The 22393-nt window shown below is 63.4% G+C and carries 17 protein-coding genes; 8 read left to right on the forward strand and 9 right to left on the reverse strand.

The features are described 5' to 3' along the window. Nucleotides 1–313: 313 nt before the first annotated feature. Both ACN9MU_RS26355 and ACN9MU_RS26360 read left to right on the forward strand, forming a co-directional pair. A complete protein-coding gene (locus tag ACN9MU_RS26355; RefSeq protein WP_426343645.1) occupies nt 314–2137 on the forward strand; it encodes a glycoside hydrolase family 13 protein in 1824 nt (607 codons plus the stop codon). Further along, a complete protein-coding gene (locus ACN9MU_RS26360) occupies nt 2137–5310 on the forward strand; it encodes an alpha/beta hydrolase-fold protein (protein WP_426343646.1) in 3174 nt (1057 codons plus the stop codon). The genes ACN9MU_RS26355 and ACN9MU_RS26360 overlap by 1 nt, the downstream gene beginning before the upstream one ends. On the opposite strand, the gene ACN9MU_RS26365 is transcribed toward ACN9MU_RS26360, so the two are convergent. The 4 genes from ACN9MU_RS26365 to ACN9MU_RS26380 form a co-directional block, all read right to left on the reverse strand. Beyond that, nucleotides 5307–6938, reverse strand: coding sequence for a methyl-accepting chemotaxis protein (locus ACN9MU_RS26365; protein WP_426164201.1), 1632 nt, complete (start codon nt 6936–6938; stop codon nt 5307–5309). The two genes, ACN9MU_RS26360 and ACN9MU_RS26365, sit on opposite strands and share 4 nt — an antisense overlap. A gap of 105 nt (nt 6939–7043) precedes the next feature. Next, entirely contained in the window at nt 7044–7550 is a 507-nt protein-coding gene (locus ACN9MU_RS26370; protein ID WP_426343647.1) for a GNAT family N-acetyltransferase, read from the reverse strand. Next, on the reverse strand, nt 7547–8068 hold the full coding sequence (locus ACN9MU_RS26375; protein WP_426343648.1) for a GNAT family N-acetyltransferase: 522 nt from the start codon (nt 8066–8068) through the stop codon (nt 7547–7549). The genes ACN9MU_RS26370 and ACN9MU_RS26375 overlap by 4 nt, the downstream gene beginning before the upstream one ends. 34 nt (nt 8069–8102) lie before the next feature. Next, nucleotides 8103–9404 carry an amidohydrolase family protein gene (locus ACN9MU_RS26380; protein WP_426343649.1) on the reverse strand — a complete coding sequence of 434 codons (1302 nt, stop codon included), beginning with the start codon at nt 9402–9404 and terminating at the stop codon, nt 8103–8105. Nucleotides 9405–9578: 174 nt separating this feature from the next. Here ACN9MU_RS26380 and phaP point away from each other — a divergent pair, with 174 nt between their 5' ends. From phaP to ACN9MU_RS26400, 4 genes are all read left to right on the forward strand, one after another. Then, a complete protein-coding gene (gene phaP / locus ACN9MU_RS26385; RefSeq protein WP_426343650.1) occupies nt 9579–10199 on the forward strand; it encodes a TIGR01841 family phasin in 621 nt (206 codons plus the stop codon). Between the two features lie 144 nt (nt 10200–10343). After that, nucleotides 10344–12095: an ABC transporter ATP-binding protein gene (locus ACN9MU_RS26390; RefSeq protein WP_426343651.1), complete on the forward strand. Its 1752-nt coding sequence runs from the start codon at nt 10344–10346 to the stop codon at nt 12093–12095. Further along, a complete protein-coding gene (locus ACN9MU_RS26395; RefSeq protein ID WP_426319078.1) occupies nt 12082–13869 on the forward strand; it encodes an ABC transporter ATP-binding protein in 1788 nt (595 codons plus the stop codon). Before ACN9MU_RS26390 ends, ACN9MU_RS26395 begins: the two co-directional genes overlap by 14 nt. Nucleotides 13870–13946: 77 nt before the next feature. Next, on the forward strand, nt 13947–15815 hold the full coding sequence (locus ACN9MU_RS26400; protein WP_426343652.1) for a methyl-accepting chemotaxis protein: 1869 nt from the start codon (nt 13947–13949) through the stop codon (nt 15813–15815). Here the strand turns inward: ACN9MU_RS26400 and ACN9MU_RS26405 are convergent. Together ACN9MU_RS26405 and ACN9MU_RS26410 are read right to left on the reverse strand one after the other, a co-directional pair. Beyond that, nucleotides 15812–17362 (reverse strand): hypothetical protein, encoded by a 1551-nt coding sequence (locus tag ACN9MU_RS26405; protein WP_426343653.1) that lies wholly within the window; start codon nt 17360–17362, stop codon nt 15812–15814. The genes ACN9MU_RS26400 and ACN9MU_RS26405 overlap by 4 nt on opposite strands. Next, complete coding sequence (locus ACN9MU_RS26410) at nt 17359–18234, reverse strand: ABC transporter ATP-binding protein (protein WP_426343654.1); 876 nt, start codon at nt 18232–18234, stop codon at nt 17359–17361. The genes ACN9MU_RS26405 and ACN9MU_RS26410 overlap by 4 nt, the downstream gene beginning before the upstream one ends. A gap of 279 nt (nt 18235–18513) precedes the next feature. Here ACN9MU_RS26410 and ACN9MU_RS26415 point away from each other — a divergent pair, with 279 nt between their 5' ends. Continuing rightward, entirely contained in the window at nt 18514–20586 is a 2073-nt protein-coding gene (locus tag ACN9MU_RS26415) for a GGDEF domain-containing protein (protein ID WP_426343655.1), read from the forward strand. Here the strand turns inward: ACN9MU_RS26415 and ACN9MU_RS26420 are convergent. Continuing rightward, nucleotides 20583–20906, reverse strand: coding sequence for a hypothetical protein (locus tag ACN9MU_RS26420; protein ID WP_426164222.1), 324 nt, complete (start codon nt 20904–20906; stop codon nt 20583–20585). The two genes, ACN9MU_RS26415 and ACN9MU_RS26420, sit on opposite strands and share 4 nt — an antisense overlap. Before the next feature lie 51 nt (nt 20907–20957). Between ACN9MU_RS26420 and ACN9MU_RS26425 the strand changes: the two genes are divergently transcribed. After that, nucleotides 20958–21596: a hypothetical protein gene (locus ACN9MU_RS26425; protein ID WP_426164224.1), complete on the forward strand. Its 639-nt coding sequence runs from the start codon at nt 20958–20960 to the stop codon at nt 21594–21596. On the opposite strand, the gene ACN9MU_RS26430 is transcribed toward ACN9MU_RS26425, so the two are convergent. Together ACN9MU_RS26430 and ACN9MU_RS26435 are read right to left on the reverse strand one after the other, a co-directional pair. Then, the gene (locus ACN9MU_RS26430; protein ID WP_426164226.1) at nt 21580–21861 is read right to left on the reverse strand and encodes a hypothetical protein; all 282 of its coding nucleotides are present in this window, start codon (nt 21859–21861) and stop codon (nt 21580–21582) included. The genes ACN9MU_RS26425 and ACN9MU_RS26430 overlap by 17 nt on opposite strands. Before the next feature lie 44 nt (nt 21862–21905). Continuing rightward, complete coding sequence (locus tag ACN9MU_RS26435; protein WP_426164228.1) at nt 21906–22361, reverse strand: hypothetical protein; 456 nt, start codon at nt 22359–22361, stop codon at nt 21906–21908. Between the last annotated feature and the right edge of the window lie 32 nt (nt 22362–22393).

Raw genomic sequence — 22393 nt, forward strand, 5'->3', positions numbered from 1 at the left:
AAAGTCCCCTCACTCATTAAACATTCTTTCCCGCAACCTACACAGACCGGTTTATTTCGACTACACGGGAATCCTTGGAAAGCGAACGCTCTTACGGACGCTCTGAGGCGGATTCTGTACTAAAACTAGATTTGGTGTCAATGAATGACCATCATCATTCCTGTGTATTTCTGCCTTTCCCAGCGGCTTCTCTCTGCCATTCGGAGCCAGCACGTTGTATTTCAGCTACAAATTTAGACATATTCACGTGTAGTAGAACTACAGTCAATTTCGGTGTATTGTCGGGCCCATAAGACGCCCAACCGGAGATTTCATGAAGAAGACCGCTTTCGCCGCCCTGCTTGGTATTGCCTTACTGCAAGCCACTTATGCAGCCCAGCCAACTGTCCAGCACATGGAACCGCCTTTCTGGTGGGCCGGCATGCAGAGCGCCAAACTGCAATTGATGGTGAATGCACCCAAGCTTGCGGACCTGGAGCCGTCCATCGATTACCCAGGTGTGCGGATCGCGAGCGTGAGCCGCGTAGCCAACCGCAACTACCTGTTCATCGACCTGGTGCTGGCGCCGGACGTGGCGCCGGGGCGCTTCGACATCCGCTTTGCTGCGCCAGGCAAGCAAAGCCTGACTTACAGCTATCAGTTACTGGCCCGCTCCGCCGGGTCGGCACAGCGCCAGGGCTTCAACAGTTCCGACGCGATCTACCAGGTCATGCCGGACCGCTTCGCCAACGGCAATCCAGCCAACGACAATATGGCCGGCATGCCGGACAAGGCCAACCGCGCCGAGGGCAACGGACGCCACGGCGGCGACCTGGCAGGCATGGCCGCGCACCTGGACTATATAAAGGACATGGGTTTCACGCAGGTGTGGCCAACGCCGCTGGTGGAGAACAACCAGGACATCCATTCCTACCACGGCTATGCGGCAACCGACCATTACAAGATCGACGCGCGCTACGGCAGCAATGAGGATTACCGCAATTTTGTGGCACAGGCGCGCACGCGCGGCATCGGCGTGATCCAGGACGTGGTGCTGAGCCACATCGGCAGCCGCCACTGGTGGATGAAAGACATGCCGATGCAGGATTGGCTCAGCTACGACGGCAAGTACACGCCGACTGCGCACCACCGCGTTGCCAGCGTCGATCCGTACGGCAGCAAGGAAGACGCGCGCAACTTCACCCAGGGCTGGTTCGGGCCGCATATGCCGGACATGAACCAGACCAATCCGTTTGTGGCGAACTATCTTATCCAGAACAATATCTGGTGGATCGAGTACGCCGGCCTGTCCGGCCTGCGCGTGGATACCTACGGCTACTCCGATACCGCCTTCCTGACTGAATGGTCGAAGCGCGTGCGGGCGGAATATCCGAACCTGAATATGGTGGGCGAGGAATGGAGCACCCGGATTCCTATCGTGGCCCGCTGGCAGGCCCTGAACGCGTCCAGCATGATGGACTTCCCGCTCAACGACGTGCTGCGCAAGGCATTGGGCGACACGGACGGCACCTACCGCCTGTACGACGTCTATGAGACGCTGGCGCAGGATTATCTCTATCCCAACCCATCCAATCTGGTGCTGTTCGAGGGTAATCACGACCTGGCGCGCAGCTTCAGCATGGTGAACAGCGACCCTGCCCTGCTGCGCATGGCGCTGGCCTTTACGCTGACCGTGCCGCGCATCCCGCAGTTCTACTACGGGACTGAAATCCTGATGCCGAGCACCGTGAAAGGCCGCGACGACCCATCCTATCGCCACGATATGCCAGGCGGCTGGGCCGGCGACAAAGTGAATGCCTTTACAGGCGAAGGCCTGAGCGCGGAGCAGCGCGAGATGCAGTCCTTTGTGAAAAAGCTGGCCAACTGGCGCAAGACTTCGAGCGCAGTCCAGCACGGGAAGATGATGCAATACGGGCCGGAACAGGATACGTATGTCTACTTCCGTCATGACGGCAAGCAGAAGGTCATGGTCGCGCTGAACAAGAATGCAAAGGATGTGACGCTGGATGCGGGCCGTTTCCGTGAAATGCTGGACGGCGTGCGCAGTGGCACGGACATCATCACTGGCCGTAGCATTCCGCTGGCGGGCAGGTTCACGCTTCCAGCCCGTTCCGTCCTCGTGATGGAGGTCCAGTGATGCTGAGCCGCCCGCTGCCTGCCGCTGCCATCGCGGCCGCCTTCGCAACTGCAGGCGCGCTGGCGGGCGGCCCGGTGCTGGCACATACCAGCATCGAACTCCCATTCGGCAGCTACAAGGCCAGCTTTGCAACGCCGGATGCGCAAGCGGCGCTGCGCAGTTACACGCAGTCCACCAACATGCCCCTGCGCGACAGTGCGCCCCAGTCAATCGCCTTCAGCGAACAGGCTGGCTCGCCCAAAGTCCGCAGCGGCAACCTGGCCTTCGACGCATTGTTCGCGCTGGCGATGACGGAGATGAAGCAGGACTCGGTGCAGGCCATCCGCGATGGCAGCTACAACGGCGGCCAGCCGATAGCATGCGAGTGCTTCGAAACCGGCGAAAAGTGGCACTACGTGTGGACGCGCGACTTGTCCTACGCTGCCAACCTGGGCCTGGCGATGCTCGATCCTCAACGCACCCGCGACTCCCTGCTGTTCAAGCTTTCCGGCTACCGTAACGGCAAGCCGCCGCTGGCGGCCGGCAGCGAAGACGGCCTGCAGATCGTGCAAGACACGGGCAGTGGCGGAAGCTGGCCAGTCAGTACGGACCGCGTCAGCTGGGCCTTCGGCGCCGAGCAAACGCTCAAGTCGCTGCCGGAGGGAGAACGCGCGAAGTTCGCCGCCACTGCCTTGCAGGCGCTGCGCAACACGATCGAGAACGACCGCATCGCCGCTTACGATCCCGCCAGCGGCTTGTACAACGGCGAGCAGTCCTTCCTCGACTGGCGCGAACAGTCGTATGCAGCCTGGATTCCCAACGACCTGTCCAGCATGGCCACGTCCAAGTCGCTGTCGACCAATGTCGCCCACTATAAGGCGCTCACACTGGCGGCAGAACTGGCGCAGCAGGCCGGCGACAACGACGGGGCGCTGCGTTACGCGCGTTGGGCGTCAGGCTTGAAGATTGCGATCAACGACCGGCTTTGGCTCAAGGACGCTGGCATGTACAGCAGCCTGGCCGCCGGTCACTTCGACAGCGCCGCCATGCACAAGTTTGACTGGCTTGGCCAGTCGCTCGCCATCATCACCGGCGTGGCAGATGCCGGGCAGGCGCAGTCGATACTGGCCCGTTATCCGCACGGACCATTGGGCGCGCCGGTCATCTGGCCGCAGCAGCCAGGCGTGCCGGTGTACCACAACCGCGCCTTGTGGCCTTTCGTTACAGCTTATGGCTTAAGGGCCGCTGCGCAGTATGCAAACGTGGCCGTTGCCGATGCCGCCTATGCCAGCTTGCTGCAGGGCGCGGCGCTCAACCTGTCGAATATGGAGAACATGGAGTGGCAAGGCGGCGATCCTTCCGCGCCGGCCATCAATTCACGCCGCCAGCTTTGGTCTGTGGGCGGCTTTCTTGGGATGGTGGTGCAGCAGGTGTTTGGCGTCGGCGCCGATGCCGAGCGGCTTCACCTCAATCCCTTCATTACCGCCCGGCTGCGGCGTGAGTGGTTCGCGGGCAGCGATGCGATCGAGCTGTCCGGCCTGGTCTTGCACGGCAAGCGGCTGCATATCAGGATCAAGCTCCCCCCGCCTGTTGCGCTCGAGGGCTATTACATGCCGGCAGGCGGCAAGCTGAATGGCAAGAATGCGCGCGGCCCGGTTGCATGGAACGAACTGGCCGGCGATAACCTGATTGAAATAGAAATGGGCACGCTGGTGCCCGGGCGGCAGCAGATCACCTTCGCAGGCAGCGAGGCCGCTTCGACTGCACCGCCAGAACCGTTCGTCCGGCAAGCAGAATCCGGCATCCTTCGCATCGCGCCGGGAGCGGGATCGCAAGAAGGCACGCGCTTCAACGTGTACCGCGACGGACAACTGGTCGCCGCGGAGCTCACCGCCGGCAGTTGGCCGCCTGGCCCTGCTGCCGCAACATCGTCCTGCCATGCGGTGGAAGCGGTCTACCCGGCCACCGGCTTGCGAAGCCATCACTCGCAGCCGCTCTGCCCCACCCCAGCCGGCGGCACGGCCGGGCCAAGTGCCGTGACGGACAGCGTGACCGCAACAAAAGACGGTCGCTACTACGTCCAGCTTCGCTACAACAACCACGCCCACCAGATCAACCTCGGCATCACCAACGCCGTGCAGTTCCTGCGCCTGCGCGACAAACACGGTGCGGTCGCAGCGGAAGGCGTCATCCAGATGCCGCACAACGCTGCTGCCAACGGCCCGGCATGGTCGACTCCCCTGCCCGCCACGCTGAAGCAAGGCAGCTACCGGCTCGAACTGCAGCCCTTCTACAATATGAGCAGCCTGCAAGCCAACGCCGGCTACGCCGACGCGGGCGGCAGCAACGGCGCACGCAACGATGCCGACGTGCTGGGGGCACGCCTCCTGCCAGCACCGGCAGCAAGCAAACCGCCGCTGCACGGCACCTTGCAGCTGGTGGAAAAGTTCAAATCGCCCCAGTTGGGCAACGAACGCACGCTACGCATCTATCTGCCGCCAAGCTACGGCAGCGACACCAGGCGGCGCTATCCTGTACTTTACATGCACGACGGCCAGAACCTATTCGACGCCACAACCGCCAGCTACGGCACCGAATGGAACATCGACGAGGTGGCGGACCGCCTGGTGCGCCAGGGCGACATGGAGGAAGTAATCGTGGTCGGCATCGACAACACCACCGACCGCATCGCCGAATACACCCCTTGTTGCGACCCCAAGCATGGCGGAGGAAAGCTGAACGCCTACGCCGACTTCGTGGCGAAAACAGTCAAGCCATGGGTGGACAAGCAATACCGCACCAAACCCGGCCGCATGCACACGGCGGTGATGGGTTCATCGCTGGGCGGGCTGGCATCGATCGGCATCGCGCAGCGCTATCCGCAAATATTCTCGATGGCAGGCGGCGTCTCCAGCTCTTTCTGGTGGAACAACCAGGAAGAAGTGAAGCATCCGCCGAAGAAGATGCCGGTCCGGTTCTACATCGACGTGGGAACGGTCTATGACGGCCAGGAAGACAGCGAAGCATTCCGCCGGGCCATGCTGAAGAACGGCTACCGCGAAGGCCGGGACCTGCGATTCCTCGTCGACGAAGGGGGGCGCCATAACGAGCAATCGTGGGCCGGCCGCGTGCATGCTGCGCTGGCCTGGTTCTTCGGCAAACCAGGCCGCGCCGCGCCGCAGAAGGCGCCTTAAGCCGGCAAGGCGCGCAAGCTGCGGCTTGCCGACAGTTTCATGTGCGAGCCGCCTGCCGTCTCGCGCACCTTGAACACCGACACCGCTTCCTCCAGGCTTGCGGCCTGCTGCTGTAAGGCCTCGGCAGCTGCGGCGGCTTCCTCGACCAGCGCCGCATTCTGCTGCGTCACGCTGTCCATCTGGGTAATGGCATCGCTGATCTGCTCGATCCCGTCGCGCTGCTCCCCGGTTGCCACGGCGATCTCGCCGATGATCGAGGTGACACGGCGCACGCTGTTGACCACTTCCTCCATCGTGACGCCGGCCTCGCCCACCAGGCGGCTGCCCTCTTCCACGCGTTCGACGGAATTGCCAATCAGTTCCTTGATCTCCTTCGCGGCCGCAGCGGAGCGGTGCGCCAGGTTGCGCACCTCGCCCGCCACCACGGCAAAGCCACGGCCTTGCTCGCCGGCGCGCGCAGCTTCCACCGCCGCATTCAGCGCCAGGATATTGGTCTGGAAAGCAATGCCATCGATCACGCCGATGATGTCGACAATCTTGCGCGAAGATTCGTTGATCGCGCCCATGGTCTGCACCACTTCCGAAACGGTCGCACCGCCGCGCACGGCGACATTGGAAGCCTCGTCGGCCAGCTTGCGCGCCTGGGTCGCATTCTCATTGTTCTGGCGCACGGTGCTGGTCAGTTCCGTCATCGACGACGCGGTTTCTTCGAGCGAACTGGCTTGCTGCTCGGTGCGCGTCGACAAGTCCATGCTGCCGGTCGCCACCTCGCTCGATGCGCTGGCAATCGTCTGGGTGCCGGTGCGCACACGGCTCACGATATCGGACAGGTTGCCGCTCATTTGCTTCAATGCCGACAGCAGTTCGCCCACTTCATCCTTGGTGCGCACGTCCACGTCGACGCTCAGGTCGCCCGCCGCGACCGTCTTGGCGATATCGATCGCCTGGTCCAGCGGACGCGTGATGCCCTTCACGATCCACCATACGATGACCGCACCGATCACCGTCGTGACCACCAGCACTACCAGCAGGGTAACGGTAGCAGAGCGGTTGGCCGCTTCCGCCGTCGCCACCGCTTCTTCCGCATTCTTCTTGGACTGCGCATCGATGAACGCCACGATTTCGTCGATCTTCTTGGTTGGCGCGCGGTCCATGCCGGCAACGGCCTTGTCGAGAATCTTGTAGCTTTCCGGGTTGGCCGCATCGAACTGCTTGAGCGCGGCCATATAGCTCTTGCCAAGGTCCTCGTGCATCTTGATCGCTTCGTCATCCAGCGTGGTCTGCAGGTTCAGCTTTTTCAGCATGGCCGACAGCTTCTGCAGCTCCGCGTTGGTAGCCTGGCCGCTCTTGACGAAGGCTGCGGAATATTTTTCGAGCTGCGCAGGATCGTGGCCGCGCACCAGGATGTTCTTCCACTCCTGCACCTGGATCTTGAATTCAACCTGCGCGCCGCGCGCAGTATCGACGGCCTGGGTCAGGTCAACCGAGCGCTGCATGCTCTGGGCATTGCTGGATTTGATGAAGCTGATGGCGCTCCAGCCCTGGTAGCCGACCGTCAATAGAGCCAGCATGAAGAAAGCGCCCAGCAAGGCCAGGCGCACTCCGATCTTTAGATTGCCGAAGTTCATGATTAGTTTCCCCTTGGTAAAAAGGCGACATTATGCCTTCAGGACTGCAATCGTCATCATGCGCCCTAAAGTACCAAAAGCCAAGAAACCTGTTTTCGCAACAACCTAGCTGTGGCGCGGGGGAAACTCCATGCGGTAAAGATCCGTCTTTCCCGCATCAAGCCGCTCGACAAAGTGCATGCCAAGCTTCATCAGCAACGCTGACGACGCCGTATTGCCGGGCGACACGATGCCTAGCAAGCGCGGCAAGCCAACGACATCGCGGCCGTAGGCCATGGCCGCCGCTGCCGCTTCCCACGCATAGCCCTGGCCCCAATAGGCTGGCAGGTAGGCATAGCCTATATCGGTATCGGGCAAGGTGTCGCGCTTGATCAAGCCGCACATGCCGATGGCGGCGCCATCTTCCTTGCGCACCACCATCCACAAGGAATAGCCCAACCGGGCCTGCATGGCGACGGGGCCGGCGAGCAAGGCGGCGCGCGCGCCTTCAAGGTCGCGCACGCCCTTGTCGCCAATGTTTTCGAGGAAGGAAGGCTCGTTCACCAGGCGCAGGTAGAACGCAGCATCATCAACAGTTGCGGGACGCAGGGTCAGTCGTCTGGTATCGATCATTGCTCCGGCCAATCGTTGGGGTCGGCCAGGAACTTGTACATCACATACACGTCGACAAAACCGAGCTGCTTGTGGCGATAGGCGCGCGGCAGCGTGCCTATGACTGAAAAGCCGAGCCGCTTCCACAGCAGCACGGCAGAAACATTGGTACTGACCACATAATTGAACTGCATGGCGAGGAAGCCATCGCGCCGCGCCTGTTCCAGGCAATGGCGGCCCAGCATCTTGCCGATGCCCACGCCTTGCGCAGCGGGGCTGACCATGAAGGAAGCGTTGGCCACATGCGAACCCCGGTCGAGCTGGTTGGGCAGCAGGCGGTACATGCCAAGCAGGCGGCCGGTATTCAACACCGCCACCCAGCTCTTGATGCCGCGCCCGAACCAGTACGCGTGGCAGTCGTCGCGGCTGGTCTCCGCGGCGAAGTAATAGGTATCACCGCTGGCGATCAACTCCTGGAAAATCGTCCACATGGAGTCGAAATCGGCCTCAGTAGCCGGGCGGATGACGATGTCTTTCAAAGCTGCTCCCAACGGCAGGAATGATGCTGAATTTTCATGCATTTTCCCTTGCAAGTCCAGCATGCCCGGACAGGCGGAAATCGACTTGCTGCGGCCGGCCCGGCAAGGCCAGGCGCGCCGCCGCCCGCGGCGATTCAGCCACCACCTGCCCGCGCCGCAGCACCAGCCGCCGCGCAGCGCGCAGGCGGATTGCCTCCACCGGATCGCGGGCATCGAGCAGCACCAGGTCGGCGTGGCAGCCGGGTTGCAGGCCGTAGCCATCCAGGCCGAGGATCTTTGCCGGTGTTTCCGTCACCGCCGCAAAGCAGGCGCGCATTGCATCCTGCCCGGTCATCTGCGCCACGTGCAAGCCCATGTGGGCCACTTCCAGCATGTCGCCCGAGCCCAGGCTGTACCACGGATCCATCACGCAATCGTGGCCGAAGGCGACGTCGATGCCGTGCGCCAGCAGCTCCGGCACACGCGTCATGCCGCGCCGCTTGGGATAGCTGTCGTGGCGCCCCTGCAAGGTGATGTTGATCAGCGGGTTGGCGATGGCGGCCACGCCGGCTTCACGGATCAGCGGCAGGAGCTTGCTGGCGTAGTAGTTGTCCATCGAATGCATGGACGTCAGGTGCGAGCCGGCCACGCGGCCCTGCAAGCCAAGACGCTGCGTGTGGAAGGCCAGGGTTTCGATATGGCGCGACAGCGGATCGTCCGATTCATCGCAGTGCATATCGACGCGCAAGCCCTTCCCGGCCGCGAATTCGCACAGCACGCGCACAGACTCGGCGCCATCGGCCATGGTGCGTTCGAAATGCGGAATGCCGCCGACCACGTCGACGCCCATGGCAATTGCGCGCTTCAGGTTGTCCAGCGCACCTGGGCAGCGCAGCACGCCATCCTGCGGGAAAGCCACCAGTTGCAAGTCAAGGTAAGGGGCCACGCGGCGTTTCACCTCCAGCAGCGCTTCCACGGCGAGCAAGCGCTCGTCGCATACATCAACGTGGCTGCGAATGGCGAGCAGGCCGCGCGCCACGGCCCAATCGCAATACTGCAAGGCGCGCTCCATCAGCGCTTCCTGCGTCAGCTCCGGCTTCAGCTCGCCCCACAGCGCGATGCCTTCCAACAGTGTGCCCGACTGGTTCACACGCGGCAGGCCGTAGCTTAGCGTCGCGTCCAGATGGAAATGCGCATCGACGAAAGGCGGCGTGACCAGGTCGCCTTCCGCATCGATCTCGCGAGCCCCCTTGGCTTGCAAAGCAGGAGCGACATCGACGATGCGTCCCTGCGCGATGGCGATATCGATGCCCTGGCGGCCATCGGGCAAACTGGCATTGCGGATTACAAGATCCATCGCTTAGCTCCACAGGTGGGGATGGCCGATTGTAGGCAGGCTGGCCAGGGCACGCAATGTTGCACTGCATAACTTCTGCTTCAATAGTCGGCAAAAATGTCTTTCCATTACCATATTTCGTCGCTAGAATGGGTTTATTGCAGCGCACCATTTCCCATCGATCCAGGAGAAAATATGTTTTCGATTCCCGAGCAATTTTCCGCAGCCACCAAGTCGCAGCTGGAAGCGCAGCTGAAAATCCTCAACAACTTCGCCACCACTGCCTTCGAAGGCGCGCAAAAGGTGATTGCGCTCAACCTGAGCACCACCAAGGCCTCCGTCGAAAAAAGTTCCGCCGCTGCGCGCGAGCTGCTGGAAGCGAAAGACCCGCAAGAATTCTTCGCCAGGAGCACTGCCCGCGTGCCGAATCTCGACGGCCTGTTTGCCTACAACCGCGAGCTGTTCAGCATTGCCAGCAAAACCCAGGCAGACTTGTTCCAGGCAGCGCAGGAGCAATTGAAGGAAGCCGGCCAGCAAGCCGCGATCGCGCCCAAGCTGTCCGCCCCGATTGCGGCGCCAGCGCCAGTGGCGGTCCCTGCTCCGGCACCAGCCCCTGCTCCGGCACCAGCTCCCGCACCGAAGGCAGCCAAAACCGAAGCCAAGCCAGTCCCCAAAACTGACGCCAAGGTAGAAGCCAAGCCCGAGGCAGCAGAAAGCAAGCCGGAAGTAAAAGCTGACGCCAAAGCAGCCAAGCCAGCCGCCAGCTTCCCCGACGCAAAAGCCGCCCACGCCAACGCCGCCAAAGCCCACAAGTGATTTAAAAGTCGGGGTCAGGTCTGGCAATCCGCCAATTTGGCGGATTGCCAGACCTGACCCCGACTTTCATCTTGGCGCGCTCGGCGAAAAATTCTGCCCTGAGGTATCCTTGCAGGCTCTTGGCAGCATTTTTCTAATAAGCATATGAGTTTATCGCGCCTGATCGGTGGCTTCGTCCGCAGCCATTGGCGTCCTTACGCAGCCGCCGGCGCCATGCTGACCGGCGTTGCCGTCATCGGTATCTGTATTCCGCGCCAGATCGGCTATATGGTTGATGGCCTGGCGGCGGGCAAGCTTGGGCCTGAGGCTTTGTGGCAGGCGATCGGCCTGCTGCTCTTGCTGGGCGTGGCAAATTATGGCTTGCGCGTCGCCTGGCGCATGAAGCTCTTTTCGGCCGCTTATCAATTGGGCGTTGAGCTGCGCACGCGCTTCTACCGCCGCTTGTCGCTGCAAGGTCCGCAATTCTTCCAGAAGCAGCGCACCGGCGACCTGATGGCCCTGGCCACCAACGACATCGATGCGATCGAGATGGCGGCTGGCGAAGCAATGCTGGCCGGTTTTGACGGTTCGCTCACCCTGCTGCTGGTGCTGGGCATGATGCTGGTCGGCGTCGACTGGCGCCTGGCCTTGTTCGCGCTGATTCCGTTCCCGCTGATGGCCTGGGCTTTCTGGCGCATCTCGTCGCATATCCATACCGCTTCCGCCGATTCGTTGAAGCGCTTCAGTGCCTTGAATGATCATGTGCAGGAAACGCTGTCCGGGGTGCGTACCCTGCGTGCGCTTGGGCTGGAACAGCGCAGCAGCAGGCGTTTTGAAGAACTGGCTGGCGCCGCTGCCGACGCCAGCCTGACTGCCCAGCGCTGGGAAGCGGCGTACGAGCCCGCTGTCGGCCTGACGCTCACCGCGGCCACCGGCCTGTCGCTGGGCCTGGGCGGCTTTCTCGTGTGGCGCGGCGAATTGACCATTGGCGAGCTGACGTCTTTCAGCATGTACCTCGGCCAATTGATCTGGCCGATGTTTGCGGCGGGCTGGGTGCTGTCGCTGATCGAGCGTGGCCGCGCTGCTTACGCGCGCCTGCAACCGATGCTCGATGCCCCCTTGAGCATCGAGGACCATGGCACCCTGCCCCATGTGGCGCCCGGCAACCTCGAACTGCGCGGCGTGGGCTTCGCCTATCCCGGCCAGCACGAGCCGGCGCTGTCCGATATCTCGCTGACCTTGAAGCCGGGCCAGACCCTCGGCCTGGTCGGCCCGACCGGCGCCGGCAAGTCGACCCTGCTGCGCGTGCTGCTGCGCCAGGTCACGCCAACGCAGGGCAGCGCGCGATGGAGCGGCCACGCGCTGGACCAGTACACGCTGCAGGCGCTGCGCGCGGCCATCAGCTGGGTGCCGCAGGAAACGTTCCTGTTCTCGGCTTCGATTGCCGACAATATCGCGCTGGCCAAGCCCGGCGCCACGCGTGCGGAAGTCGAGCGCGCAGCCAGCCTGGCTGCGATCCACGACGACATCCTGCTGTTCCCGCACAAGTACGAGACCGAAGTCGGCGAGAAGGGCATCACCTTGTCCGGCGGCCAGCGCCAGCGTGTTGCAATCGCGCGCGCCCTGCTCTCGGACAACGATTTGCTGCTGCTGGACGATGCCTTGTCCGCAGTGGACACCGGCACCGAAACCGCCATCCTCGAACACCTCGAAGAACTGCGCCGCGCCCACGCCAGCCGTTGCGCCATCATCGCCAGCCACCGCCTGAGCGCCGTGGTCGATGCGGACCAGATCGTGGTGCTGCAGCATGGCCGCATCACCGAATCAGGCACGCATGAAGAATTGCTTGCGCTGAACGGCTGGTACGCCAGCCAGTGGCGCTACCAACAACTGGAGGCCAGCCTTGACGCAGCCTGATAAAACAAGCGCGCGCGAACAGACGCGCCAGGCCGTCGGCCTCCTCAAAGAAGCTTCCGGTCCGGACCTGCACCATCTCGGCTGGGCCGTGCTGTGGCTGGCCTTTGCAGCCGGCATGGAAGTGCTGGGTCCCCTGCTGGGCAAGCGCCTGATCGACGAACACCTGCTGCCAAGGCACCTGGACTGGACCCGCATGGCCCTGCTGCTGGGCGGCGTGCTGCTGACCGGCTGGATCGCCACCTGGGTGCGCTACCTGCAACTGGCCCGCCTGTCCGGCGTCGCCATGCGTTCAGTGCAGCGGCTGCGCGAGCGCGTCTACAGCCACGTGCTGCGGCTGCCGATGGCCTTTTTCGATCGCGCCATCACCGGCCAACTGGTGTCGCGCGTGACCAACGATACCGAGGCCGTGAAAGGCCTCTACATCCAGGTCCTGTTCGTGATCCTGGACAGCACCATCGTCCTGGCCGGCACCGTAGCCGCCATGGCTTGGCTGGATTGGCGCCTGATGACCCTCGTGGTCGCGCTGCTGCCTTTCGTGCTGGTGATCGTGTGGGCTTACCAGCGCCTGAGCGCTCCGGCCGTGACCCGCGCCCGCCAGCTGCGCAGCGACATCAATGCGCAGATCGCCGAATCCATCGGCGGCATGACCGTACTGCAGGCGAATAATGCGGAGCAGCGTTTCGGCGAACGCTTCGCGCAAACCAACGCGGAACACTACACGCAGCGCCTGGCCGAGATCCGCGCCAACGCCTGGCTGCTGCGTCCCGCGCTCGACATGCTGAACATCCTGCTACTGGCGTCCGTGATCTTCATGTTCGGCCAGCGCGACATGAGCGCGGCGGAAGTGGGCGTGCTGTATGCCTTCATCAACTACATCGCGCGCGTCATCGAGCCGCTGATCCAGATCACCATGCAGTTCAGCCAGTTGCAGCAATCGGTGGTGGCGACATCGCGCGTAGCGATCCTGCTCGGCGAACAGAGCGCGCCGGAACATCGCAGCGCTGCCGGCTCCCATGTGCGCCACGCCGCCAACGATGACGGCGCCCCCGCCATCGATATCCGCGCGCTGGATTTCGAATACATCGAAGGCCAGCGGGTGCTGCACCAGTTGTCGCTGGAGATTCCGCAAGGCGCCTTCTTCGGCATCGTCGGCCACACCGGCAGCGGCAAGTCGACCCTGCTGTCGCTGCTGCTGCGCTACTACCCCGCCCCGCACGGCAGCATCCGCATGAATGGCATGCTGCTCGATGAAATCGACAACGAGCAGTTCCGCGCCGACGTGGGACTGGTGCCGCAAGATCCCTTCCTGCTGGCCGCTTCCGCTCGCGAAAATATCGACATGGGCCGCGGCCTGCCGCGGCAGGAAATCGAGGCCGCGGCGCGTGCGGCGCACTGCCACGACTTCATCATGGCGATGGAAGACGGCTACGAAACCGTGCTGGGCGAAGGCGGCTCGCGCCTGTCCTCCGGCCAGAAGCAGCTCATTGCCATTGCGCGCGCACTGGCGGGCAAGCCGCGCATCCTGCTGCTTGACGAAGCCACCTCGCGCATCGATTCGCACACCGAACAGATCGTGCAGGTGGCGCTCAAGGAACTGCGCGGCCAGGTCACCATCATCGCCATCGCGCACCGCCTGTCCACCATCCGCGAGGCGGACCGCATCATCGTGCTGAACCACGGACGCATCGTGGAACAGGGGCCGCACGAGGATCTCATGCAGATTGACAACGGCTTGTACCAGCGCCTTTACCTTTTGCAACAGCTCGCCGCCTGATTCTGGTTTCCGCACGATAAGAATTACTAGTTGCCTGGTAGTCGGGGTATGCTGTCCTCCAGAGGGGGGACAGCGCCATGCAAAAGAACCTATCCATCAAACGTATCTTCCTGGCGTTTTTTGCCATTACGGTCGTGCTGGCAACACTGACCATGCTGGCATTGCTCCGTGTCTCCAGCAAAGGGGCGGAAGCCAAGCAGGCCGCCGATTCGCGCTACCAGTCCTATCTGCTTGCCGACGAATTGCGGCAAAGTTCGGACGACCTGACCCGCCTGGCGCGCACCTATGTGGTGTCGGGCGAGGCGGCTTACGAGCAGCAGTACATGGACATACTGGCCATCCGCAACGGCCAGAAGCCGCGCCCGAAAAACTATGAACGCATCTATTGGGACTTCGTCGCCGCAGGTACGTCGGTGCCGCCCTCCTCCGGTCAGGCCATCGCCTTGTCGGAGCTGATGAAACGCGCCGGCTTCACCGGCCAGGAATTCGCCAAGCTGAAGGAAGCGGAAGCCAACTCCAACGAGCTGGTTCACACCGAGGTCATCGCGATGAACGCGGTCAAGGGCAAGTTCGATGACGGCAAGGGCGGCTTCACGCGCGAAGGCCCGCCCGATCCGGAGATGGCCCGCCGCATCATGCATGACAAGGCCTACCACCAGAACAAGGCCAGGATCATGCAGCCGGTGAATGAGTTCCTGGCCCTGCTCGACGAACGCACCAGCGCCGAAGTGGCTGCAGCCAGCACCGCCTTCGAACGCGCCCAACGCCTGGCGCAGGCGCTGCAAGCCATGTCGGTCATCGCAGCCGTGGCATGCCTGCTGTTCGCTTACCGTTATATCCGCTCGGGCCTGCAACAGGCGATCGATACCGCCGAATGCATTGCAGGCGGTGATTTGAGCCGGGACATCGACTCCAGCCGCAGCGACGAAATCGGCCAGCTGCTGCAAGCGATGGAGCACATCAACAAAGGCCTGGCGGAAATGATCGGCAATATCCGCAACAGCACCGATCAGATGACAGTGGCCACCGGCGAGATCGCCAAAGGCAACGCCGACCTGTCGGCCCGCACCGAAACGCAGGCTTCCTCGCTGGAGGAGACGGCCAGCGCGATGGAGAACCTGACCGACACCGTGCAGCAGAACGCCAGCAACGCACAGCAGGCCAACCATCTGGCAGCAGATGCGGCGCAGGTGGCGGAGCAAGGCGGCGACGTCGTCTCGCAGGTGGTTGCCACCATGGGCGCGATCAAGGATAGTTCGGCGCGCATCAGCGACATCATCGGCGTGATCGATGGCATCGCGTTCCAGACCAATATCCTGGCGCTGAATGCGGCAGTGGAAGCTGCAAGGGCGGGCGAACAAGGGCGCGGCTTTGCAGTGGTGGCGTCGGAGGTGCGCAACCTGGCGCAGCGCAGTGCGGCCGCGGCCAGGGAAATCAAGGAATTGATCGGCACTTCGGTGTCGCGTGTGGAAGAAGGCGGACGGCTGGTCGATGCAGCCGGCGATACCATGCAGCGTATTGTCGCTTCGGTGCACAAGGTGGCCGGCATCATGGGGGAAATTACCAGCGCCAGCCAGCAGCAGGGCAGCGGCATCGGCGAAGTGAACCAGGCGATCGGACAGATGGATGCGATGACGCAGCAAAATGCGGCACTGGTCGAGCAAGCTGCTGCCGCGGCGGAAAGCTTGCAGGAGCAAGCCCAGGCTCTGGCGCATGCGGTCAGCATCTTCCGGCTGAAGGGCGGCGCCGTAGCCGCCAAAGCGCGCACCGGGGTCGCGCTGGCGGCCAAGGCGCCGGCAAACGTGGCGGCACCCCGCGCCACAGCCAGGGCCTCCGGCCGCAACGCTGCCGGCGCGGCTCCGCCCCGCTCAGGCGACCCGGAGCGATCCCGGCGCGCTACGGCGCGCAATACGGCGCCGGCAAGCGAAGGCTGGGAAGAGTTCTAAGCGCTGCGCCAGCGGCTGGCGTGCACGAATCCCGCGGCCCACGCGAGGCAGCCCGCAATCGCCCATGCCGACACGGTCGCCGCGTTTGCGGAGCCATTGAAGCCGACCAGGTCCAGCGCGGCTTCTTTCGGCGTATTGAGCGCGATATACCAGGTGAACAGGAACAACGCCAGGAACAGCCGCGACCCGCGCGTCAAGCCACCCAGCAGGCTGGCGGCAGATGCCAGCGCCAGCACGCCGGAAACTGCAGCAACAGCGCGCAGCGGAGCGTCGAGCGACCAGCGCAGGGCCACGATGGCAAGCGGCAGGGCGAGCACCAGGCTGGCCGCCCACTGCCGCAGGTAGCGCCGCGCCAAGCCTCCAGGCAGCGCCGCGGTCATCGCATCCGCCCCGCTCTGCCAATCGCGCGGCGCAATGCCGCACACAATCATGCCCCACCCCGCCACGCCGGCAGTCATCACGCCCGGAAGGACCTCGGGCGCGGCCAGCGCTGCCGCCACGGTGCCCGCTGCAAGAACCAGCGCTGCGGAAGGCGACATGGACAGCACAAGCGCCACTTCCGCCAGTACTTCGCCAGCAAAGCCCGGCACGCGCATCGCCAGTCCCGGCAAGGGCCGCAACACCACCGCCACCGGGCGCAGCGCACGGTCGGCCAGCGCCAGCAGGCGGTTGCCGCGCACCGATCGTGGCCGCACCCGGTCCGGCGAATAACGATGGAAGAACAGGGTTGCCGGCACCAGCAGCAGCATGGACAGCGACAGCGTCGCCGCACGGATGCCCCACGCTTTCAAGGTCCACAAGGACGCCGGAAAGAGCAGCGTCGCTCCAGCCGGATCGAAAGCACTCCGGCCGAGGACAAAGGATGTCGTCGCAAAATGTTCGCGCAGTGTCGTCACAGCCACCGACAGCCCCGAGAAATCGAGAAACATCGGCCACAGCGCTCCCGGGCTCTCGGTCACGCCAACCAGCGCGCCAAACTGCATGCACCACAGGAAGAAGAACAATACGTCGCCGCGCTTGCCCAGCAACGGCCCGATATTGTCGAACAGGACCGCGCAGGCGGCCGCGTAGCTGACGATCGGCAGCAGCATCAGCAGATAGGTTTGCAGGTAGACCAGCACTTCGATCGGCCCTTCGCCGCGCAAGGCATGCAGCGCCAGGGTGGAAGCAAGGTAGGCAAACACGAACAGCACCAGGTACGCCACGCCGCCCAGCCAGCGCCCGGCAACCAGCAAGGCATTGCTGGCGCCTGTTGCACCGATCACTGCGCCCATGCCGCTTTGCAGGTCGTCTGCAACGCGACCGCGCACCAGGTAGAAGCCTGCCAGTCCGAGCAGCATGCCGGCGATATGGGCACTGCCAAAGGCCAGCGCCTGGCTGGTGTACAGCACACGCTTTTGGTCGATCATCATCATCGTGACGCCATCGGCCGGATCGGAAATGCCGAGCCAGCACAGGGCCATCGCCGCCAGCAGCGCCACCAGCGTGGACCGCCGGCGCAGCCGCAAGCGCACTTCATTGAGCGCCATGACACCGATTGCATTCATGCGGCCTCCGCGAGCGGTTCCGACAGCGCATAGCGTTGCGCCATCAGCGCTTCTTCCAGGCTCGGCTCGACCGCATGCGCGCCCGCAAACGGCTGCCCCGGATGCGCCACGCGCAGCTGCACCTGCGGGCCCTGGCGTTGCGCCTGCAGCACATGGAAGCGGCTGCGCAGCGCATCGTAATCGGCGGCATCGACGCTGGCCTGCCACACCTGGCCGCGCGCCCGCTGCAGGATGGCGTCCGGCGTTTCCAGCGCCAGCAAGCGGCCCTTGCGCATGATGGCCAGTTGGCCGGCGATGCTCTCCACATCCGGCACGATATGAGTCGACACGATCACAAGCTTGCCGAAACCCAGTTCGGACAACAGGCGGCGGAAGCGCAGGCGCTCTTCCGGGTCCAGGCCCGCTGTCGGTTCATCCACGATCAGGATATCGGGATCGTTCAGCAGCGCCTGGGCGATCCCCAGGCGGCGCCGCATGCCGCCCGAGAACGATGCCGCCGGCCGCCGCGCATGCTCGGACAGGTTCACCAGTTCCAGCAAGTGGCGAATGCGGGCGGGATCGCGCACGCCCTTCAGCGCAGCGAAATACTGCATGCACTCCAGCGCGCTCAGGTTCGGATAGACCCCGAACTCCTGCGGCAGGAAGCCAAGGCGGCGCCGCATCGCATCCGGATTGCGCACAATGTCCTGGCCATCGAACAGGATGCTGCCGGCAGTCGGCCGCGACAGCGTGGCGACCAATTGCATCAAGGTGGTCTTGCCGGCGCCATTGTGACCAACAAGCCCGACCACGCCACTACCAAGTTTCAGGGAAACGTCATCCACCGCTTTCAGTTCGCGGAAGGCCTTGCTGACATTGCGCAATTCGAGCATCTTGTTTTCGCCTCAAGTATGTTGTTGAAGCAAACTTTATCGAGCCAGCGGCGGGCCCGCGCAGGAAATGCGATGAACGGTAAAAATCGAGGGCCAAGCGGAAAGCGATGGCAAGTAGTTTCACAAGTGGAAATTCCACTTGCATTTTCCCCACAGTTGGGGCGTCTATCATGCAAATAGTGAGTGGCATTGCGGATTTCCCGCTTGCAACAGGCATATAATGAACCGCACACGCTGCTCATGCGACCCCAAGGACTCAAGTTGCCAGGCTTTCCGGTTTTGACGATTTCCAAGCGCCTCCGAACGCTGGCGGGCGCCTGCCTGCTTGCGCCCTGCCTTGCATTTGCCCAGTCGCCCCTCGACAGCGAAATCGCGCAGATCCGCGAACTGGTGCGTTTCGTTCCCGACAAGGCCCTGGTCCAGTTGCAGCAGATGGAACCGGTGGCGCGCTCCGCCCCGCCCCTGACCCGCGCCGAATTCCTGGCCCAGCTCAGCCTGACCCACCGCAGCCTGGGCAAGCATGACGTGGCGCTGGCGCTGGCCGAAGAACTGCATGACTTCGGCCGTGCCCAGGACAACAAGATCATCATCGCCAAGGGCTTGCTGACCAAGGCCTACGTGCGCTCGGCGATGAACGAGCGCCAGGTGTCGCACGAACTGGCGTTCGAAGCGGAAAAGCTGGCCAGCGACACCAACGACATGTTGCTGCGCGTGCAGTCGACCATCACTGCCGGCCAAAGCTACGCTGAACAGGGCAATTATCCCGTGGCCCTGATTCGCCTGCAGTCGGCAGTGGAGCTGGCGCAAAAGGTCGAGAGCGACAAGGTACCGCTGGCCAGCGCGCTCAATGCGCTCACCCTGTTCTACACCCAGGTGCGCGAATACGACAAGGCGTGGGAAACGCTGGGCGAAACCTTCGAAGTGTCGGAGACCCTGAATTCGCCGGGTCGCATGGCGATCGCCAACAACACCGAATATGGCCTGGCGGTCGACACGCAGCAATACAAGCGCGGCATGCGCGCCCTGCTGGCCAACCTGGACCTGACCCGCAAGCTCGGCGCCAAGCGCATGATCGCCACCACGCTGGTGAACCTGTCCGATATCAACCTGAAGCTGCACGATTTCCCCGCCGCGCTGCGTTTTGCCAACGAAGCTTCGGCCGCCGCGCGCGATGCGAACGACGATGCCAACGAAGCCACGGCGCGCATCAATGCCGGCCAGGCCTACATGGGAACCAACAAGGTCGCGGAAGGAAAGAAGTCCTTCGCGCTCGGCATGGCCTATTACGAAAAGACCGGCGACAAGCCCGAGCTGCAAGCCCTCCTGACCGAATACGGCGAAGCGCTGGAACGCGTGGGCGACTACCAGGGTGCGGTGGAAGCCTACCATCGCGAGCGCCAGATCTCGAACGAATTGTTCGAGTCGCAGCGCAAGAAGACCATGTGGGAGCTGCAGGAAAAGTACGACACCGAAAAGAAGAAGCGCCAGATTGAACAGCTATCGCACGAAAACCAGGCCAAGGGCGCGGAGCTGACCGCGCGCCGCCTGCAGCAGCGCATCTGGTGGCTGCTGGCGGTGGTGTTCGCGCTGGCTGCCGTGATTGTCGGCCTGCTGTATCGCAAGGTACGCCAGGCCAATGCCCAGCTCGAGGTGAAGAACCTGGAGTTGAAGGCGCAAAGCTCGCTCGATCCGCTCACGGCGCTGTACAACCGCCGCCACTTCCAGGAATACATGCGCACGCACAACCAGGTGGAGCGGCGCGGCGCCAACGGTGAAGACATCGTCGGCGCCCTGTTCCTGCTGGACGTCGACCACTTCAAGCACGTCAACGACACCTACGGCCACGCCGCCGGCGACGCGGTGCTGAAGATGATAGCGGAGAGCCTGCGCATCGCGCTGCGCGAGACCGACATGATCGTGCGCTGGGGCGGGGAGGAATTCCTGGCCTTCCTGCCGGCCATCCCGCGCAACGGCGTGGACGAAATCGCGCGCCGCATCCTGAGCTGCGTGTCGTCGCAGCCGGTGCCGTTCCAGGACCACATGATCCACGTGAATGTATCGGTCGGCTTTGCGCCATTCCCGCTGGCGCCGGGCGGCCTGCCGCTGCCTTGGGAACGTGCGGTCAACCTGGTGGACATGGCGCTGTACCTGGCCAAGGCCCATGGCCGCAACCGCGCCTACGGGGTGCGCGGCTTCAGCAACTTCGAACAGACCTCGATGGAGGCCATCGAGCAGAACCTGGAGCAGGCCTGGCGCGCCGGCTTTGTCGACCTGACGCTGGTGTTGGGCGGCATGCCCGACGAGCCGCCGCCTTCCAATGTGGTGCCGCTGAAGAGCAAATCAGGGAACTAGTTCTTTTCCTTGCGCGCCTCGCGGGCCGACTCCTGCATTTCCTTGCCAGCCTGCTCGACTTTTTCGCCGATTTTTTCGGTGGCCTTGTTCAGCTTTTCGCCAGCCTGCTGGGCCGCCTGGTCCAATTTCTCGCCGGCCTGGCCCAGTTTTTCTTCAGCCTTGCTGGCCGCCTGGTCCAGCTTTTCGCCTGCCACGCTGGCGGCCTTGTCGATCTCGCGGCCGGCCTGTTCCGCCGGACCGATGCGCTTGTCTTCCGGTTTCTGGCAACCGCCCAGGGCCAGCGCCAGCGTTGCAAACAGCACGGCAATCATGCTTTTCATGGTGTCTCCTTTCCTTCCAGCATAGTGAAAATGTTACGCTAGAATACTCCAATGGACGCGCACATTCCCATCCTTAAGCGGGCGGGCATGGTGCTGGTGGTGCTGGGCACCTGCGACCTGCTGGCCATCCGGTCCGGCCTTTTCCTGCTCGGTGCGGCAGCCGGTATCGGCTTGCTGTCCGGCAGCCTGCACATGGCGTCGCTGGTGCGCTGGGGGGCCGCCTTTGCCCTGTGCGCGCTGGGCGTGATGATGCTGGCCTGGCCCCTGATGCAGCCGGTCGACCTGACCCTGACCCAGCTCAGGCTGCAGCCGCGCATCCTCCCCTCCCTCGTCACCAGCGCAACCTGGCTGTTGCTGCTGCACTGGCTGTACCGCACCCTTGGCGCGCCCGCTGTTCTTGCCGCGCGCCGCGCCGCCGGCCACAAGGCGCGCCACATGGGACTGGCGGCCGCCAGCGGCGCCGCGCTGTCGCTGATGCTCTGCGTCACACTGTCGCTACTGCTGCATGGCGATGCCGCGGAACGCGCAAGGCGCGCGGCCGAACGCCAGTTCGGGCCCGACTACCGCTATCACGTGGCAGCGCTGAAGGTCGACGGAAAACGCGTGGAAGGGCTGGTCACCGCGTGGAATGGCAACGAGATCCGCCACATCCCGGTGGCGTGGCAGGAAGATGCTAACGGCGACCGATGACGAAGGCGCCGACCAGCGCCGCCACGCCGAACACCAGCAAGGTGCTGCAAAACGCCAGGTTGAGGAACTTGGAAAGGTTCAGCACCCCGAGCACGGCGGCGGCCAGGAAAGCCAGCCCGAAGAACAGCAGCCAGCCGGCCGTGTCGGCAGCCGGCAGGTCGGCGCCGCGCGCTTGCACATGGCGCATGAAGGAACGCCGGATAGCGTTGGATGCCAGCAACACCAACAGGAAAACGCCACCTGCAGCTAAAAGATTTACCTGCATCTGCCCTCCAATGTTTGGCTTTGGGCTGATGGTAGCACCGAGTCTTAATCGGCGACGATCTTTTTGGGCGGCGGTGGCGGAGCGAAGGCGACGTTATCGCCTTCCGGTGCGGAATCCTGGGCGTCGGAAAACTCGAGCCAGCGATCCAGGCTGGCTCGGCGGCGGATGGTGATGCCCTTGTTGCTGATGTAACCGATCTGCTCGAAGTTATCCAGCTTGCACACCATCTTGGAGGTGGTGGGCAGGTTGTCGCGCAGGCGGTCGTAAGCCTTGCGCGCCTTCTGCTCCCACTTGGCCAGGGTTGGCTCGTTGAAGCGGTTGCTTTCGTAATAGATGGTCAAGGTATGGTCGTGATTGCCGAAGCCGACGACCGCCGCGCCCTTGCGGACAGCGGACAGGATATCTTCCTTGATATTGGCGGTCGGGACGAAAATGGCCGCACGGCTATCCGTTTCATCGGGCCGCTGAAGCGGCAAGTCCTGGCCAAACTGTACACCCATTGATGTTTCTCCCCGGCTATATTCGTCCGATT

The organism is Pseudoduganella sp. R-32 (assembly GCF_049913245.1).
Classification (GTDB): domain Bacteria; phylum Pseudomonadota; class Gammaproteobacteria; order Burkholderiales; family Burkholderiaceae_D; genus Rugamonas.

Bases quoted from the DNA above. Each gene is read 5' to 3' on its own strand.
- ACN9MU_RS26355 (WP_426343645.1), top strand. From the start codon at position 314: ATGAAGAAGACCGCTTTCGCCGCCCTGCTTGGTATTGCCTTACTGCAA.
- ACN9MU_RS26360 (WP_426343646.1), top strand. From the start codon at position 2,137: ATGCTGAGCCGCCCGCTGCCTGCCGCTGCCATCGCGGCCGCCTTCGCA.
- ACN9MU_RS26365 (WP_426164201.1), bottom strand. From the start codon at position 6,938: ATGAACTTCGGCAATCTAAAGATCGGAGTGCGCCTGGCCTTGCTGGGC.
- ACN9MU_RS26370 (WP_426343647.1), bottom strand. From the start codon at position 7,550: ATGATCGATACCAGACGACTGACCCTGCGTCCCGCAACTGTTGATGAT.
- ACN9MU_RS26380 (WP_426343649.1), bottom strand. From the start codon at position 9,404: ATGGATCTTGTAATCCGCAATGCCAGTTTGCCCGATGGCCGCCAGGGC.
- phaP (WP_426343650.1), top strand. From the start codon at position 9,579: ATGTTTTCGATTCCCGAGCAATTTTCCGCAGCCACCAAGTCGCAGCTG.
- ACN9MU_RS26390 (WP_426343651.1), top strand. From the start codon at position 10,344: ATGAGTTTATCGCGCCTGATCGGTGGCTTCGTCCGCAGCCATTGGCGT.
- ACN9MU_RS26400 (WP_426343652.1), top strand. From the start codon at position 13,947: ATGCAAAAGAACCTATCCATCAAACGTATCTTCCTGGCGTTTTTTGCC.
- ACN9MU_RS26405 (WP_426343653.1), bottom strand. From the start codon at position 17,362: ATGAATGCAATCGGTGTCATGGCGCTCAATGAAGTGCGCTTGCGGCTG.
- ACN9MU_RS26410 (WP_426343654.1), bottom strand. From the start codon at position 18,234: ATGCTCGAATTGCGCAATGTCAGCAAGGCCTTCCGCGAACTGAAAGCG.
- ACN9MU_RS26420 (WP_426164222.1), bottom strand. From the start codon at position 20,906: ATGAAAAGCATGATTGCCGTGCTGTTTGCAACGCTGGCGCTGGCCCTG.
- ACN9MU_RS26425 (WP_426164224.1), top strand. From the start codon at position 20,958: ATGGACGCGCACATTCCCATCCTTAAGCGGGCGGGCATGGTGCTGGTG.
- ACN9MU_RS26430 (WP_426164226.1), bottom strand. From the start codon at position 21,861: ATGCAGGTAAATCTTTTAGCTGCAGGTGGCGTTTTCCTGTTGGTGTTG.
- ACN9MU_RS26435 (WP_426164228.1), bottom strand. From the start codon at position 22,361: ATGGGTGTACAGTTTGGCCAGGACTTGCCGCTTCAGCGGCCCGATGAA.